A 16584-nucleotide genomic window follows, 5' to 3' on the forward strand; every position below is an offset into this window, starting at 1 on the left:
AGACATACAATGGATTTGAGCACATCTCGTAATGGAATTCGGGGAGATAAGTATGTTTCAGTTTATTCTGTTTCTATCACTGGTGCATTGTTTGATCACATTACAATGTTACCGCTGCGCCAAACAAAAAGGGTATCCAACTAAGCTGTTTACAGTATTAGGATTCGTACCGTATTTTAACTTAGTTGTGTGGGTATACTTACTATTTCTACCCAATATTATGTCACAGAGCAAGCTCAGTTCGACTTAAGCAATGATTTTCATTCCATTCAAAAGCAGTGCTATTGGCACTGCTTTTTAATGAACTCGCCCACCTCATTACTAAATAGTCTAAAGTCTCGTATACGCCCAGTGGTTTTTCGCCATAGTAGGCCAATCTCTCTGTACGCATCAGCCTGAGGCGATAGAGTGATCATAGGTTTACCATCTAAGATCCCTGCGTTTAACGCCATCTGAGGCAAGAAAGTCACCCCATTCTGATATTCAACCATACTCAGTAATGTATGAAGGTTGGCTGCTTCAAACGGGTTAATGCACTCACTGCGTGTAAGGTTGCATGCGCTCAACGCATGTCCTGTCATACAGTGCTCTCGCTCTAGTAAAAATACACTGTCTTTGGGCAGTAAGTTAAAGTCTTCTAGCACTTCAGGGATGTCATAGTCTTCATGGTGAACAAGTGAAAAGTGATCTTTGGTTAATATCTGCGTATGAAACTTATCCGTCCTATATGGTAATGCCAATATCCCCATATCAATGTGGCCATGCTCTAACTTATCTAACAACCTATCACTGGTGTCCTCGACTAGTACCAATTGAAGGTTTGGAAAAACCGTTTGACAGTATTGATATAAAGGCGCAGCAATAAAGCTAGCTATCGTCGGGATCAATCCCAAGACAAGCTTACCAGATAAGGGGTTTTTAAAGCTTTTAGTTAGCTCTACAACACTAATTGAATCATCAATGATTTTCTTTGCACGAGCTACGACTTCTTCACCTACATCCGTAAACATCAAGCTGCGATTTTCTCGCTCAATCAGCTGACAACCCAGCGTTTCTTCTAAATTTTGTATCGCACTACTTAAGGTCGATTGGCCAACAAAACACGCCTCTGCCGCTCGACCAAAATGCTGCTGTTGATGCACTGCGATTAGGTATTGTAATTGTTTTATACTTGGTAAGTTATTCACTGATATACCCATAAATAAAAAGACCCCAACACCAATGGTGCTGAGATCTTTTCAAGCTAAAAGTCTGTTTTTTGTTAAACGCCGAACACGCTTCTCAAAATATAGAATATAACAATAGCAAGGGCGGCACCGACTGGCAATGTAATCACCCAAGAAACAACAATGTTTCTGATCACACCCATATTAAGTGCTGCAATTCCACGCGCCATACCCACACCTAAAACGGCACCTACCAATGTTTGCGTCGTCGAGATAGGTAAACCAGTACCTGAAGCGATAACCACTGTCGAAGCAGCTGCAAGTTCAGCTGCAAAACCACGGCTTGGTGTAAGGTGAGTAATACCTTCACCAATGGTTTTAATTACTTTTTTACCTAATACAGCAAGACCAACTACGATGCCTAAACCACCTAGTGGTAAGATCCACCATGCAAGCTCAGCTTTTTTCGCCATTTCACCGTTATTTTCTACAATATTTACAACCGCTGCTAGTGGACCAATCGCGTTTGCTACATCATTTGAACCATGTGCAAAAGCCATACAACATGCTGTTAGAACCATTAGTACAGCAAACACTTTTTCAACATTATTAAACTGCATTTGCTTGTCGGCATTTGGATCCATCTTCATGCGTGCAATAAACACTTTACCAATTAGGCCAATCAGCACTGCGATACCAATCGCAAGCGCATAACCTTCAAAAGTTCCTAAGTTAATACCAATGTGCTTCAGGCCTTTTTTGATAGTAACTAAAGACATCACAAAGCCTGCTAGGCCCATGTAGAAAGGCACAAAACGCTTAGCATTAGTCAGAGGCTTATCAGTATCAAAGATCAGCTTTTGCGCACTCATGAAGATAAGGTATGCAATGAAGCCCGAAATAGCAGGTGTTACGACCCAACTACCTACAATACCAGCCACTTTGCCCCATTGAATAGCTTCACTACCTACTGCCACTAAAGCAAAACCAATGATCGCGCCAATAATAGAGTGTGTCGTTGATACCGGCCAGCCCAGTACTGACGCCAATAATAGCCAAGTGCCTGCAGCGAATAATGCCGAGATCATACCTAGCACCATCAGCTCTGGAATGTCTGCAAATGGCGCAGCATCAATGATCCCTTTACGGATCGTCGATGTAACTTCACCACCTGCAAGGTAAGCACCAGCAAATTCAAAAATCATCGCAATGATGATTGCTTGCTTGATTGTGAGGGCTTTCGAGCCTACTGAAGTACCCATGGCGTTTGCAACATCGTTTGCACCAATACCATAAGCCATAAAGAAACCAACTGCCGCTGCGATGAGAACCAACATCGAGCCATGAGAAGCAATGATATCCATTGAAAAACCTTTAGTGTTTTTTAAACACTGATTGTGTATTTATACGTTTATCTCTTCACTCTATGATTATGAGAACACATATAAATAGCTATTAAACAAACACAACACCGCCGCTCTCTAGTCTAGCTTTGAGAGTAACAACGGTGTACTTCTTTATAAACTATCGCTGATTAAAATCAGCGTGCTAACATCACCTCGAGGCGAGCACCAACACGCTCCGCAATATCAGCCAATTCTCCTACCCATTCAATGATCTTATATAAGAACATGACATCAACAGGGTTAAGATCAGCTTCAACTTGGCGAAGTTCTTGGCGAATTCTAATTTGCATGTCATCGGTATCTTGCTCAATGGCATCAAGCTCACTCAGCATTTTTTCGACTAATACAACTTCACGGCCTCTGAAGCCTGTTTCTAACAGTTCATCCAGTTCGTTAATCGCTTTTGAGGCCTGTTTTGTCGCGTCTACACAACGGCTTAAATACGCAACAAACTCATTTTGAATAGATTCGGGGATCACCATTTCACGACCAACGACTCGACCTGCGATATCTTTGGCTTTGTTGGCGATTTTGTCTTGATGGGTAATAAGTTCCAGTAAATCAGTCCGTTCAACTGGCATAAATAGGCCGCGAGGCAGCTGAAGACGTACTTCTCGCTTAAGCGCATCGGCTTCACGTTCTAGGTTACGAATATTAACGCGAAGTGCATCCGCTTCAGTCCACTCCCCTTTGAAGACATGTTCAAAGAACGGGATCAAGCTTTCACTGGCTTGATGCACTATCTTAATGTGCTCTTCAATCGGCTTTATAGGAGATTTTGCAAATACTCCTAAAAACGCATTACTAGGCATAACTGACCCTTAAATCATAATAATATGCATGTGCAGAGGCCAAGTTTACAGCATTAACCGAAATTGTGAACGATTTTTATCATGAACTTGGGACTAATCGTTCGATTTATTCCGATTAATCCCCAGCAAAACTATAAAGTCTTTTCGATATCTTCTTGAGAGGTATGACGAATATCTTTACCGTTTACAAAATAAATGACATATTCAGCGATGTTTTGACAACGGTCGCCGATACGTTCAAGTGAACGAACAGACCATACTAAGTCCATAATTTTTGGAATTGAGCGCGGGTCTTCCATCATATACGTCATAATTTGACGGGTGATTGCCTCATATTCCCTGTCAACTTTGGCATCTTCTTTGTGTACTTCAAACGCACGTTGCGCATCCATTCGAGCAAAAGAGTCCAGCACATCATGCAACATTTTAGACACCAAGCGGCCCATATTTTCTACATTTACCAACAAGTGCTGCTGATCTTTGGTGAATGAATCAAGTGCTACTTTAGCGATACGTTCCGCTTCGTCACCAATACGTTCTAAGTCTGCGATAGTTTTAGCAATCGCGACCACCAATCTTAAGTCACTTGCTGCCGGCTGTCTTTTAGCAATGATCCGCGTACACTCTTCATCGATGTTCACTTCCATCGCATTGACTTTATAATCATTCTCGCTGACTTTGCGTGCTTTGTCCGCGTTGCTTGTACTCACTGCATCTAATGCAAGGTTAAGCTGCTGTTCAACCAGTCCCCCCATGCTCAACACATGGTTTCTTACGTTTTCTAGCTCTTCATTAAAGCGGCCAGAGATATGCTTATTAATATTGTGTTCCATCTAAAACCCTACCTTTGATAACAACCCCAACAAGTTGCCCAGTATATGGGCAACCAAACTGTCATAAATTAACCGTAACGACCTGTGATGTAGTCTTCGGTTTTCTTCTTCGTCGGTGTTGTAAATAGTGTATTGGTATCTGAGTACTCAATAAGTTCGCCCATATACATAAAGGCCGTTTGGTCAGATACACGCGCAGCTTGTTGCATGTTATGCGTAACAATAACAACAGTATACTTATCTTTTAAATCATTAATGAGTTCTTCGATAACCAGTGTAGAAATCGGGTCAAGTGCCGAGGTTGGCTCATCCAGTAGTAATACTTCTGGCTCAATCGCAATTGACCGAGCGATAACAAGACGCTGCTGCTGACCACCTGAAAGGCCAAATGCACTATCATGAAGACGGTCTTTCACTTCATCCCACAGTGCCGCACCGCGCAGTGAACGCTCTACAACTTCATCAAGTTTACGCTTGTCTTTAATACCTTGCAGGCGAAGGCCGTAAACGACATTTTCGTAGATAGACTTAGGGAAAGGGTTTGGTCTTTGGAATACCATACCCACGTTGCGTCGCAGTGCTGCAACATCCACGCTTTTATCATAGATATTTTGCCCTTGAAGGTTAATTTCCCCCTCTATACGACATGTATCGACTAAGTCGTTCATGCGGTTGATACAACGCAATAACGTTGACTTACCGCAACCTGATGGGCCGATAAACGCGGTTACTTGACCCTTTGGGATCAACATGTTGATTTTGCTCAGAGCTTGTTTATCACCATAGTAAAGGTCAAGGCCTTTGATCTCTAAAGCGGTTTGCTCTGGGCTCAAGTTGGCAAGATCTAACTTAGTATTAGCATCTGCGTTATTTACTTGTGGCGCTACTGTAATCATAAAAGGATACCTATTTCAAATCTGTACTATTAGTGCTCTAGAGCTCTGAATTTTTCGCGTAAATGGTTACGAATGCCAATCGCTGTAATATTTAGCGCAATGATCACCGTAACAAGTAAGAAGGCTGTTGCATATACCAATGGACGTGCCGCCTCGACATTTGGACTTTGGAAACCAACATCATAAATATGGAAACCTAAGTGCATAAACTTACGGTCTAAATGAATATAAGGGAAATTACCGTCAAGTGGTAAGGTCGGTGCCATTTTCACTACACCGACTAGCATCAGAGGTGCTACCTCACCGGCTGCACGTGCAACCGCTAAAATTAAACCAGTCATAATCGCAGGGCTTGCCATTGGCACGATAATGCGCCATAGCGTTTCCGCTTTTGTTGCCCCCAGTGCTAATGAACCGTGACGTACCGAACTTGGTATACGTGATAAACCTTCTTCTGTTGAAACAATCACAACAGGTAAGGTCAAAATCGCTAAGGTCAGTGCTGACCAAATCACCCCAGGTGTACCAAATACCGGGCTTGGTGCTGCCTCTGGGTAAAATAGTTGGTCAATTGAGCCACCAAGCATATAAACGAAGAAGCCTAAACCAAATACACCGTATACAATTGACGGGACACCTGCCAAGTTAATAACAGCGATACGGATCATCTTAGTCACCGCGTTTTTCGCAGCATACTCATGCAAGTAAATTGCTGCTACCACACCAAATGGGGTAACAATCACAGCCATCAACATAACCATGAAAACAGTACCGAAAATCGCAGGGAAAACACCGCCCTCGGTATTCGCTTCACGTGGGTCATCACTGATAAATTTACCCGTTTGTGAGAAGTAATGGCCAACTTTTGCAAAGAAACCCATATTATTTGGGAACCACACATCCAATACCTGATATAGCGGTAAAGTAACTTCTTCACCACGCATATCACGAACGACCACATAGTCACGCTTTGCATCAGAGCGCAGTTCGAACAAACGCTTTTCAAACACTTTATAGTCTTCGCGAAGCTGTGCACGCTGCGCTTCTAAGTCCGCTTTAATTTCAGCTGTTAACTCATTATCAAGTTGATAGCCACGCTCCTTTAAGCGCAACCTCTCAAGCTCATAGTTAATATGGCCAATATCGCCATTTTGAAGGTCTAATGCTTCTTCATTTAAATCTACGGCGCGCTCGACCAACGCTTCTAAGCGCTCAACTTGATTTTGTGCAACTACTTGACCATCTTCAATGACGCGAACGACATAACCATAAAAGTTACCATTTTTGCTGCGTTCAAAAACTGCCATTTCAGCTGGTACAGATTGAGTTTGAATATCCGTCGTTAAAATCCAACGGAAATCTAGCTCAACAAACTCACGGTTGCCTGTTTTAACAAGAAGGCGCTCTACATACTCGTCTTGATAATCCGATAAATCGAAACCTGCTGCCTCTAAGCGCTCTTTAGGTACCATTTCACGATCATAGATTTCACCAATAACCGTTTGCTTAGCAACCGAGCCCTCAAGCTCAAACTGTACAACTTCGGTTGGCCAAAAGAAGCTCAACCCTTTCCATGCGATCATCGCCAATAGGCCGATGACCGAGATTAAACTGATGCTAACTGCACCACCTGTCATCCAGATCCACGGAGATCCTGACTTAAACCATTGTCTTACCATGTCATCACTCCATTACATCGAGCTGTATTTATCACGTAGCTGTTGACGAACAAATTCAGCCACCGTGTTAAAGATAAATGTAAAAATAAACAGTACAAATGCCGCTAAGAATAGGATCCGATAATGCGAGCTACCGACTTCTGATTCAGGCATTTCAACAGCAATGTTGGCGGCAAGCGTACGCATGCCTTGGAAGATGCTCCAGTCCATAATTGGGGTGTTACCCGTTGCCATGAGAACAATCATGGTCTCACCCACAGCGCGTCCAAGACCCATCATGACCGCTGAGAAAATACCTGGGCTCGCAGTCAATAGAACCACGCGAACCAGTGTCTGCCACTGTGTTGCGCCCAATGCCAAGGAACCATTTGATAAATGCTTTGGCACACTGAATACCGCATCTTCCGCAATAGAGAAAATAGTTGGAATAACCGCAAAGCCCATTGCAATGCCCACAACCAAAGAGTTACGTTGGTCAAAGGTTAGGCCTAATTCATTAGTAAGGTACTGACGTACGTTACCGCCAAACATCCAAACTTCAATGCTGTCACTGATCGCAAAAGACAACCAACCGATGAAAAGCACAACAGGGATAAGTAATACTGAATGCCAACCATCTGGCAGCAAGTGACGGATTTGCTTCGGCAATTTAGTCCAACCAAACGCCGTCGCAAGGATAGAAATTGGCAACAATATCAGCAATGCAACAATGGCCGGTAAATGCGCTTCAATCAGTGGAGCTAACCACAAACCGGCTAAGAAACCCAAAATCACTGTCGGTAAAGCTTCCATAATCTCTACTGTAGGCTTGACTACACGACGTAGCTCCGGCGACATAAAATAAGCGGTATAAATGGCTGCCGACAGTGCAATTGGTACTGCAAATAACATCGCATACATAGCCGCTTTGATCGTACCAAATGAGATTGGCACCAAGGAGAATTTAGACTCAAAGTCATCACTTGCCGAAGTTGACTGCCAAGTATATGCAGGCTCAGGATAGCCTTCGTACCACACTTCTTGCCAAAGTGCAGACCAAGTCACTTCTGGGTGCTCATTGTGTAGCTCAACGACGCTTAAGGTCTTGTCAGATAACAACAACGCGGCATTAGATCGTGGTGATACTGCGAAATGCTCAATCGCCCCTTCAGTGACTTTACCTTGCCAAAGGTGCGCTTCACTTGTTGTATAATAAAGCCCTAACTCGCCAGTATTGGTTGTGGTAAAGAAAGTACGACGATAAAACTCACTGAAAATATCGACTTGTGCACCTGCAATACTCTCAAATGCGCGGATCTTGGCAAACTGACGCCCTGCATCCGTATTAACTTCAAACCACTGCGATACTTCACCATTATCATTACTGATCATCAGTGAATTAGCACCGGCTAGTAAACTCATATTAACCAGGTTGGCGTTTTCTTCGTTTGCTGCCAACAACTGAATTTGCTCAACCTCATCGGCAAAACGCGTATCAAATACGTAAATCTGATTTGCAGAGCGAATAAATACACGTGTCGTATCTGGCGATATCAACATCTCATCAATACGCCCTTCAATCGGCAATAAGCTGCGCTCAACCGCCCACTCGATTTCGCCAGAGAACATATTTTCCTCTGCACTAAAAGAGGCAAAGATAACGCGCTTATCTTCAGTTTGCGCGATCACAGCGGTTTTATCTTCATAATGACTAAAAGCAAACTGCTTGATCGCTTGCCCTTGCTCATCAACGACCAGCTGAACGCCATCTAGCGGATAACTTAAGCGTGACTTCATCACACGCTCATTGCCCGGGAACGAGATCAGAAAACTCGGTTTCACTAACTGGACTTGACCATTATCTAAGCCGTAGGCAAATATACCTAAAAAAGGTGCGCTCTGTGCAAAGCTATTAACTTGCCCGTCTAACTCAACGGTTAAAGAGCTCAGCTGTTCACCAGACTTATCGCCTTTGATTTGATAAAAATCAACTTGCCCTGAACTATCAAGTAGGTAAGCAATTTCAGTTTGCTCTTCCATACCTAATCCGTAATACGTTTTATTACTTTGAAGAGCTAATTCCGTGCGTTTAGTTACACTTGCAGATTCAAATATCGGCTGTACAACATAAAGTAAGTAAAAGAAGATCAGCAGCAAAGCAACCAATACCATCACCCCACCCGAGGTAATGCCAAATTGGGCAAAGCGGTCTTTAAAGAGACGGCTTCTATCCGTTTTGAAGGACGGTTTTTGCGGATTGGAAGTCATCAAAACACCTTTTTATTATCAAGTTGCGGCGCATTATATTTCATCAAGATGACAGTTATGTTACATCAGGCATGAGGAATCTGTCCCTTTTTTTAACTTTAATTACGCGTTGGCAATTCGTACCTTGAATGCACAGCGTTTTCATTTGCATTTGTTTACAAAGCAAGCCTCATCTCATTGGCAATATCTCCCATATTTACTAGGCTTAAAAGGCGATAAATCGCTTTTCCACCACCGCCAAAAAGGCATTTAATAATAAGAGACATGTGATATGAAGCAGTTAGTATTAACACTTTTAGGTAAGGACCGACCTGGTCTCGTTGAAGAAATATCTGCCACAATTCTACAGCACCATGGTAACTGGGCAACTAGTAACCTAAGTCATTTAGCTGGCCAATTTGCAGGTATTGTACTCGTTGAAGTGGCTGAGGAGCACTTGCAAGAATTGCAAAATGCACTTCATTCATTACCAGAACTTGAAGTCCGCATAGAGCACGGCGAGCAAAGTAAGTCAGTGACTCAAATTGAAAAACTCAACTTGGTGATCACCGGCAATGATCGACCAGGCATCATCCAAGAACTTTCAACAGTGATCCGTCACAAAGGCGCCAATATTACTCATTTGAATTCTAGGCAGCAAAGCGCACCTAACTGGGGTTTGCCCATATTCAGTGCTTTTGCCACTGTGAGCTTACCTCCAGGCATGGATAAAGAACATGTCGTAGATGCACTAGAAGCAATCACCAGTGACCTGATTGTGGATGTTGAACCCGATTAACTTTTGATCCCAAATAATCTAAATCATCAAAAATCTTCTACACTCCTATGGCAGCGAGGTTTGACCACTGCCATATCTTCCCTCTGAATTTGGTTGTACCCATTGTCATATAAGTGTCACATTCTGGACATACTCTAGAATAAGCTATCGTTACTATGGAATGTAAAATGCACGCACTATCTAGCGACCCTAAAGCCATCAGCTTTTTTGCCAAAGAGCTTAGCTGGCTCTCATTTAATGAGCGAGTCTTGCAAGAGGCCAAAGACAAAAATAACCCAATCATTGAACGCATCAGGTTCTTAGGGATTTTCTCTAACAATCTTGATGAGTTTTTCCGTGTCAGGGTTGCAGATGTAAAACGCAGGATATTGCTCAGTAACCTGCCCGACGCTAACTTCGATGAAAACGAAGCGTTACTCAATCAAATTCAAAAAAAAGTACTGTCTTTAGGGAAAAAATTTAATCATATCCATAAGCAAATCTTCAATGATTTAAATGCGCATAACATCCATGTAAAGCAACCAGAAGAGTTGTCAGAATTCCACAAGCAATGGTTACAAGGTTATTTTAACGATCAGGTTTTACAGCATCTGTCTCCCATTTTACTCTCCGAAAATAGAGACTATTCAGACCTGATCAACGATACCATGACCTACTTGTTTGTCGAGATGCGTAACGATAATGACAAACATCAGTACGCCCTACTTGAACTGCCAACGGATAGGCTAGATCGGTTCGTTATTTTACCGCCAGAGAGAACGCGCAGACAAAAAACATTAATGCTGCTTGATGATGTCGTGAGATATCACCTACGAGAAGTGTTCAGCAACTTTCTTTCGTTTGAACACATCGAAGGGTACGAGATTAAGCTAACTCGGGATGCAGAATATAATCTAGATGATGAGCTTGAAGAGGGCTTATTGGACAAAATGTCTAAAGGTTTAAAGCAACGCTTATATGCAGAACCTGTGCGTCTCACCTACGATGAAGCGATGCCTGAAAGCATTATGAAAGTCATGAAAAAACGCTTAGGAGTGACACATCAAGACGCCCTGATCCCTGGCGGGAGTTATCGCAATTTTAGAGATTTTATCGCCTTTCCAAATGTAGGTAGAGGATATTTAGAAAACAAACCACTCCCCCCTTTAAAAAGCAGTGCATTCGATAAACACGAGAGTGCCTTTAAGGCAATTTCAGAGCAAGACATTTTACTCTACTATCCATACCACACGTTTAACCACATGTTGGAATATGTGCGCCAAGCAGCATTTGACCCTAAAGTGACTCAGATAAAAATCAATATTTACCGAGTTGCCAGTCGCTCTCAACTGATAGCATCACTAATCAACGCCGCGAAAAATGGTAAGAAAGTAACAGTGATGGTCGAATTAAAAGCGCGCTTTGATGAACAAAACAATATCGAGTGGGCAAAAATGCTCAGTGAGTATGGCATCAAAGTCATGGTCGGCTTACCAGCACTAAAAGTACACAGTAAATTGTGCGTGATCCACCGTAAAGAAAAAGGTCAAATAGTCAAATACGCCCACATAGGCACGGGTAATTTCCATGAAAAAACGGCCCGTATTTATACCGACTTTAGTTTATTCACCAAGCACCCTGATATTTGTAATGAATGTGACGATGTCTTTAAATTCATAGAAACCAGCTATAGGCCCTTTAGCTTCAAGCATTTAATGATATCGCCACTTAATGCTCGTGAGAAAATATATTCACTTATTGAGCAAGAGGTCGATAACGCGCGCGCTGGCAAAACCGCACGTATTACGGTGAAGGTGAATAACTTGGTCGATAAAGAGCTCATCGAAAAACTCTACAGCGCCGCTATGGCCGGCGTCAAAATCCGTATGATCATTCGCGGCATGTGCGCGCTAGTTCCTGGCCTTGCCGGGTTTAGCGACAATATTCGTGTTATCAGTATCGTTGACCGTTTTTTAGAACATCCACGTGTAATGGTTTTTGAAAATGAGGGGAGTCCACAAGTATATATTTCCTCTGCTGACTGGATGACGCGTAACCTAGATCATCGTGTCGAAGTAGGTGTACCCATTTATGATGAAACCTTGAAACAGTTGATCATTGACACATTAGAACTACAATTTCGAGATCGCGTAAAAGCGCGCTTAATTGATAGCGAGCAAAAAAATAACTACGTGAATCGCGGCAATAAAAAGAAGATCCGCTCTCAAATCGCCATCTATGATCACATTAAAAAATGGGAAAGCAGTAGGACTTAATATGACAACATACCCTTCATTTGCAGCCGTTGATTTAGGCTCAAACAGTTTTCATCTCGTAGTTGCAAGGGAGGTAGATGGTCGATTACAAATACTGCACAAAGAAAAGCAGCGCGTTTACTTGGCAGCAGGTCTTGATCAACACGATCACCTCAGTGAAGATGCCATTGCGCGCGCTTTACATGTACTTTCCCAGTTTGCGGCAACTCTGAATGGTTTTGATAAAAAAAACGTTGAGGTGGCGGCGACCTATACACTGAGAAAGTGTCAAAATTTGCGCCATTTTTTAAAGCAGGCCAAGACTGTTTTTCCATATAAAATCAATGTCATTTCTGGGCAAGAAGAGGCTCGCTTGATATATCAAGGCGTCGCCAATTACATGCACGACGAGCACAACCGGCTCGTGATAGATATCGGGGGCGGCAGTACAGAAATGATCATTGGTAAGTATCAACACCACAAACTGCTCACTAGCCGTGATATCGGGTGTGTTACTATGAGTCAACGGTATTTTGCCGATGGAAAGCTCACAGATAAGCGCTTTCAAAAAGCCATTATTCATGCGGAGCAAAATATTGAAGCCATAACCGCTAACTATCAAAAAGCGGGCTGGCAAACCTGTTTAGGAACATCTGGCACCATTAAAACCCTCATTGCAATCAATGAAGAGTTATTTGACAGCAAAATTCTGACATTGGCATCATTACAGCAGATCCAGAAGCGTTTCATCACAGCGCAAGCATTAGAAAATATCAACCTCAAGGCGCTCCCTCTAGAACGCCAATCTAGCATTGCTGGTGGGCTTGCTGTGCTGATAGGCGCTTTTAATCAGCTTAATATAGCGGAGATGGCGTACTGTGACTTTTCGCTGAGAGAGGGGCTATTACATGAATTAGCGCAAAATGATGAGTTTGATATCCGTGCTCGCACCATATCCTCATTCGCAGAACAATACGCCGTTGATACGCTGCATGCCAATCATATATGCCAAACCATTGAACAACTATTCAAAGCAACAAAAACAGTGTGGCAACTTGAAGAGCTCGATTTAGAGATCCTACGCTGGGCGGTGCAATTACACGAGGTAGGCATTGCGATTAACTCTTCAGGCATTCATAAACACAGTGCATATGTGGTGAGTAACAGCCAACTGCCAGGCTTTACGCAAGAACAACAGCAGCTGCTTGGCACACTGATCCGTTTTCATCGAAAAAAAATTAAAGCTGTTGATCTTGACGCATTGGTTGAAGGAGAGTCGCTTGAACAATTTTCTAAGTTACTAACGCTCTTGCGTTTAGCGATTCTTTTCCATCAAAAACGCCAAGAGAGCCAAGTACCCGAATATCGTTTGTCTGTGACTAATCAAAGTGTTGAACTCTCGTTTGAACAAGCTTGGTTTAAACGGCATTCACTATTTGCAGCAGACCTAGAACAGGAGCAAGTTTACTGGAAAAATCTCTCTGTATCGCTCACTGTAGTCACGTACTAAAAGTACAGTCCAGGAATAAACTTTACACAGTCGACAAGTAAAGCTGCTACTTGTCGAAATCTTCTCTTGCCACAGCAAACATTTCATCCCCGTATGCTCGGCTTTTTATGATTAAATCAAAGAGTACTTGCACCTCTGACGCAGGGCGAATCGCATTTAAGATAAGTTCAGCTTCGGTTAGATTATTACGCTCAACTTCAATTGCCAAGCGAAGTGCGCCACCAATTAAACCTTTATAACTTAATAATGCGCTACTTAAATCAGGATCCAATGAAAATTCATCCACCACGACAGAGAGCTCAACATCTAAAATGGCATCCAATACTGACATCAGACCAATCAGATAACCTTGCTCTGCCATCTCCTCACCACCGGGTGCCAAGAATAACTCCAAAAATTTAGCGCGATTTAAACCAAGCTTGGTTAATTCTGTCGGCTTATCAGCACCCAATTCACTCAACGCTAGCACTTTAACAAACTGACGAATAGCATCTTCACCGAGATATATCACAGCCTGTGAAATTGAGCGGATCTCTATACGATCTTCACCTGCTTTAGCATTGGCCAATCTGAGTACTCTGGCAGTTAAGCTTAAATCTTTCGATACACGGTCTTGTACCTCTTTGAAGCAGAGAGACTTTTTCGCTGTACAACGCAATAAATCAAATACCGCGAGCTTAGAGGGTTCCACATTACCATGATTAAGCATCTCAGGCTTGGCAAAGAAAAAACCTTGAAAATAATCTGCCCCTGCGGCACGGATAAAATTAAATTGCTCTTGTGTTTCAATGCGTTCCACAACTATTTTCAGATGTGGATATTGACGTTTGAGCTTTTTCACCATCATGGTGGTTTTGATGATAGGGAGTTCAACTTCAAGTTTGACGAAGTCGACTAAATCCAACAGAGGTTGCCAGCGCGGATCACCATCATAATCATCTAGCGCAAAGCGATAGCCCACACTTTGTAATTTATTAACTGTTGCAGTCAAACTCTCAATATCTTGAGAGCGCTCAACAATTTCTACCACGAGACCTTGCGGGCTTAATAGTTTCGGAAGTTCTTGTATAAGTGTTTCATCTGAAAAATTAACAAATGCCAAAGCGCCAGCAGCGAGTCTATCTAAACCAATAAACAATAATGAGTTAAAGAACAAGCGTCCCGTAGCAAGCCCATCACTTACCCCGCTTGGAAATACATTATTTTGTGAGTCACGATACAGTAATTCATAGGCATGTACTTGCAGTTCACTATTCAAAATAGCTTGGCGGGCGATATACTGAACGGCGTTTTTCTTTACCTTGGCAGTTTCACTACTCATTAACATCCTTCACTCTTGCACGCATTACTGGCATCCATAAGTTCAGCATATGAAATCTTCGCCAGTGGAGCAAATAAATTCCAACCTGAACTTGGTTAAGATCAGATTGGCGTACAACTTTCACTATTCTGAGACCAGCTCAACACTGCGGAAAAAGCCCTCTTCAACAGCAAGCTCTTTCACTAACTCTGGTAACACTGCATCCATCGTATTTTTCAATACATATGGCGGGTTAATGACTATCATACCAGAGGCTGTCATGCCGCGTTCTTCAGTATCTGCAGCCGTAGCCAGCTCAAAAAGCTGAATATTTCGCACACCGGATGCAATCAACTCTGTTTCCATTTGATCAATACGTGATCTATCAACAACTGGATACCAGATCATATAAGTGCCTGATGTAAAGCTTTTATGCGCCTTCACAATCGTTTTTACAGCTTTTTGATAGTCTGTTTTGATTTCATAAGGTGGATCCATCAACACTACCGCACGACGTGATAGAGGTGGCACTAAACCTAATAACCCTTTAAATCCATCTTCTCCTTTGACCCGCAAAGAACGCTTATGGGCCGTATTTTTTTGCAACAGGGGTAAATCTTGCGGGTGTAATTCAAAAAACCAACCTTTATCCTGCTTACGTAGATATTGCTCAGCAACTTTTGGAGATCCAGGATAAAACGCTAACTTTTCATCATTAAAACTTTTTACCATATCAATATAGCGAAGAATCGCTTCATTTCCCCCCTCATACTGCATGAGACGGCCTATCCCCTGTTCGAACTCTTGCGTTTTTTGCGCATCACTAGATGCCAATTCAAATAAACCTGCACCAGAGTGAGTATCTATATAGTCGAACGGCTTATCTTTACGCGTCATATAAGCGAGCACTTCAGCTAAAACTAAGTGTTTGATAACGTCCGCTGGGTTACCAGCATGAAAAGAATGTCTATAACTGAGCATAATGGCCCTTATTCACTGACTATAGTGGCTTTTTGCGAATTCGTCTCAATTCGAAGCGACCAAAATTCGACCACTTTAATGAATAACAAATGAACAAAATAAGAAGTTACAGGAATTATCTCTCAAAACGGCGCAAAAATCAGTATAAAGCTACGCAAATACTGGTAATAAAGCCCACTTTGCTTTACATTTGCATGACAAAACACAGTGATAAGAGCGCATTTAAAATGAACGATATTCTTCCACAACTCGAACAACTGGTAGATCAACTGATTGGCAAGAATGAACAGTTAGAGCAGCAAATTGTTCAGCTGAAAGAGCAAAATGGTAAATTAGTTGATGAAAATGAAACGTTGCAGTTAGAACTACTGGAACGTGAAGAAAAGCAAAAAGAAACAAGTACAACACTAAGCAGCTTACTTGACAAACTTCAGAGCGCTCATCAGGCGAACTAATGACGGATAAAGTAAGCCAGGTGGCTGTTACCCTTCTTGGTAAAAGCCACCAGTTTTCATGTGCTGAAGGACAAGAACAAGCGCTTATTGATGCGGTTGAGTTATTGAATACTCGCGTTGATGAAATGAAGCGTAGGGACACAGTTCGTACTGATCAAAACGCTCTTTTAATGGCTGCTTTGCATCTATGTCATGATTTTCAAGCATTAGAAAAAGAGCACCTAGCAGCGACCAATAAAAGCAGTCAGCTCGTAACACGCTTAGGTGAACACCTAGAGGCGAAATAA

General features: G+C 42.4%; 15 protein-coding genes. 6 read left to right on the forward strand and 9 right to left on the reverse strand.

From position 1 onward, the window contains the following. Nucleotides 1-52 precede the first annotated feature (52 nt). Complete coding sequence (locus S4054249_RS27000) at nucleotides 53-250, forward strand: hypothetical protein (RefSeq protein ID WP_080928335.1); 198 nt, start codon at nucleotides 53-55, stop codon at nucleotides 248-250. A 31-nt stretch (nucleotides 251-281) separates the two neighbouring features. Here S4054249_RS27000 and S4054249_RS18200 read toward each other — a convergent pair whose 3' ends face one another. The 7 genes from S4054249_RS18200 to S4054249_RS18230 all read right to left on the reverse strand — a co-directional run bounded on the left by S4054249_RS18200 (nucleotide 282) and on the right by S4054249_RS18230 (nucleotide 9039). Next, complete coding sequence (locus tag S4054249_RS18200; protein WP_046355860.1) at nucleotides 282-1187, reverse strand: hydrogen peroxide-inducible genes activator; 906 nt, start codon at nucleotides 1185-1187, stop codon at nucleotides 282-284. 74 nt (nucleotides 1188-1261) lie between these two features. Further along, on the reverse strand, nucleotides 1262-2530 hold the full coding sequence (locus S4054249_RS18205) for an inorganic phosphate transporter (RefSeq protein ID WP_046355638.1): 1269 nt from the start codon (nucleotides 2528-2530) through the stop codon (nucleotides 1262-1264). Nucleotides 2531-2706: 176 nt separating this feature from the next. Next, nucleotides 2707-3384 carry a TIGR00153 family protein gene (locus tag S4054249_RS18210; protein WP_039608308.1) on the reverse strand — a complete coding sequence of 226 codons (678 nt, stop codon included), beginning with the start codon at nucleotides 3382-3384 and terminating at the stop codon, nucleotides 2707-2709. 131 nt (nucleotides 3385-3515) lie between these two features. Beyond that, nucleotides 3516-4217 (reverse strand): phosphate signaling complex protein PhoU, encoded by a 702-nt coding sequence (phoU, locus tag S4054249_RS18215; protein WP_046355639.1) that lies wholly within the window; start codon nucleotides 4215-4217, stop codon nucleotides 3516-3518. 68 nt (nucleotides 4218-4285) lie between these two features. Further along, nucleotides 4286-5113 carry a phosphate ABC transporter ATP-binding protein PstB gene (gene pstB, locus S4054249_RS18220; protein WP_046355640.1) on the reverse strand — a complete coding sequence of 276 codons (828 nt, stop codon included), beginning with the start codon at nucleotides 5111-5113 and terminating at the stop codon, nucleotides 4286-4288. Nucleotides 5114-5142: 29 nt separating this feature from the next. Then, nucleotides 5143-6792 carry a phosphate ABC transporter permease PstA gene (pstA, locus tag S4054249_RS18225; RefSeq protein ID WP_046355641.1) on the reverse strand — a complete coding sequence of 550 codons (1650 nt, stop codon included), beginning with the start codon at nucleotides 6790-6792 and terminating at the stop codon, nucleotides 5143-5145. Between the two features lie 12 nt (nucleotides 6793-6804). Beyond that, on the reverse strand, nucleotides 6805-9039 hold the full coding sequence (locus tag S4054249_RS18230) for an ABC transporter permease subunit (RefSeq protein ID WP_046355642.1): 2235 nt from the start codon (nucleotides 9037-9039) through the stop codon (nucleotides 6805-6807). A gap of 271 nt (nucleotides 9040-9310) precedes the next feature. Between S4054249_RS18230 and S4054249_RS18235 the strand changes: the two genes are divergently transcribed. From S4054249_RS18235 to S4054249_RS18245, 3 genes are all read left to right on the forward strand, one after another. Continuing rightward, nucleotides 9311-9817, forward strand: a complete 507-nt coding sequence (locus tag S4054249_RS18235; protein WP_046355643.1) for a glycine cleavage system protein R — start codon at nucleotides 9311-9313, stop codon at nucleotides 9815-9817. Between the two features lie 167 nt (nucleotides 9818-9984). After that, complete coding sequence (ppk1, locus tag S4054249_RS18240; protein ID WP_046355644.1) at nucleotides 9985-12072, forward strand: polyphosphate kinase 1; 2088 nt, start codon at nucleotides 9985-9987, stop codon at nucleotides 12070-12072. A gap of 1 nt (nucleotide 12073) precedes the next feature. Continuing rightward, nucleotides 12074-13561, forward strand: coding sequence for a phosphatase (locus S4054249_RS18245; protein ID WP_046355861.1), 1488 nt, complete (start codon nucleotides 12074-12076; stop codon nucleotides 13559-13561). Between the two features lie 46 nt (nucleotides 13562-13607). Here the strand turns inward: S4054249_RS18245 and S4054249_RS18250 are convergent, their stop codons facing one another. Further along, nucleotides 13608-14888: an EAL and HDOD domain-containing protein gene (locus tag S4054249_RS18250; RefSeq protein WP_046355645.1), complete on the reverse strand. Its 1281-nt coding sequence runs from the start codon at nucleotides 14886-14888 to the stop codon at nucleotides 13608-13610. A gap of 117 nt (nucleotides 14889-15005) precedes the next feature. After that, nucleotides 15006-15842 (reverse strand): 23S rRNA (adenine(2030)-N(6))-methyltransferase RlmJ, encoded by an 837-nt coding sequence (locus S4054249_RS18255; protein WP_046355646.1) that lies wholly within the window; start codon nucleotides 15840-15842, stop codon nucleotides 15006-15008. A gap of 194 nt (nucleotides 15843-16036) precedes the next feature. On the opposite strand from S4054249_RS18255, the gene S4054249_RS18260 reads away from it, so the two are divergent. Together S4054249_RS18260 and S4054249_RS18265 are read left to right on the forward strand one after the other, a co-directional pair. Next, a complete protein-coding gene (locus tag S4054249_RS18260) occupies nucleotides 16037-16297 on the forward strand; it encodes a DUF904 domain-containing protein (RefSeq protein ID WP_235611259.1) in 261 nt (86 codons plus the stop codon). Next, nucleotides 16297-16584, forward strand: coding sequence for a cell division protein ZapA (locus tag S4054249_RS18265; RefSeq protein WP_046355648.1), 288 nt, complete (start codon nucleotides 16297-16299; stop codon nucleotides 16582-16584). The genes S4054249_RS18260 and S4054249_RS18265 overlap by 1 nt, the downstream gene beginning before the upstream one ends.

Source organism: Pseudoalteromonas luteoviolacea (genome assembly GCF_001750165.1).
Lineage (GTDB): Bacteria > Pseudomonadota > Gammaproteobacteria > Enterobacterales > Alteromonadaceae > Pseudoalteromonas > Pseudoalteromonas luteoviolacea_G.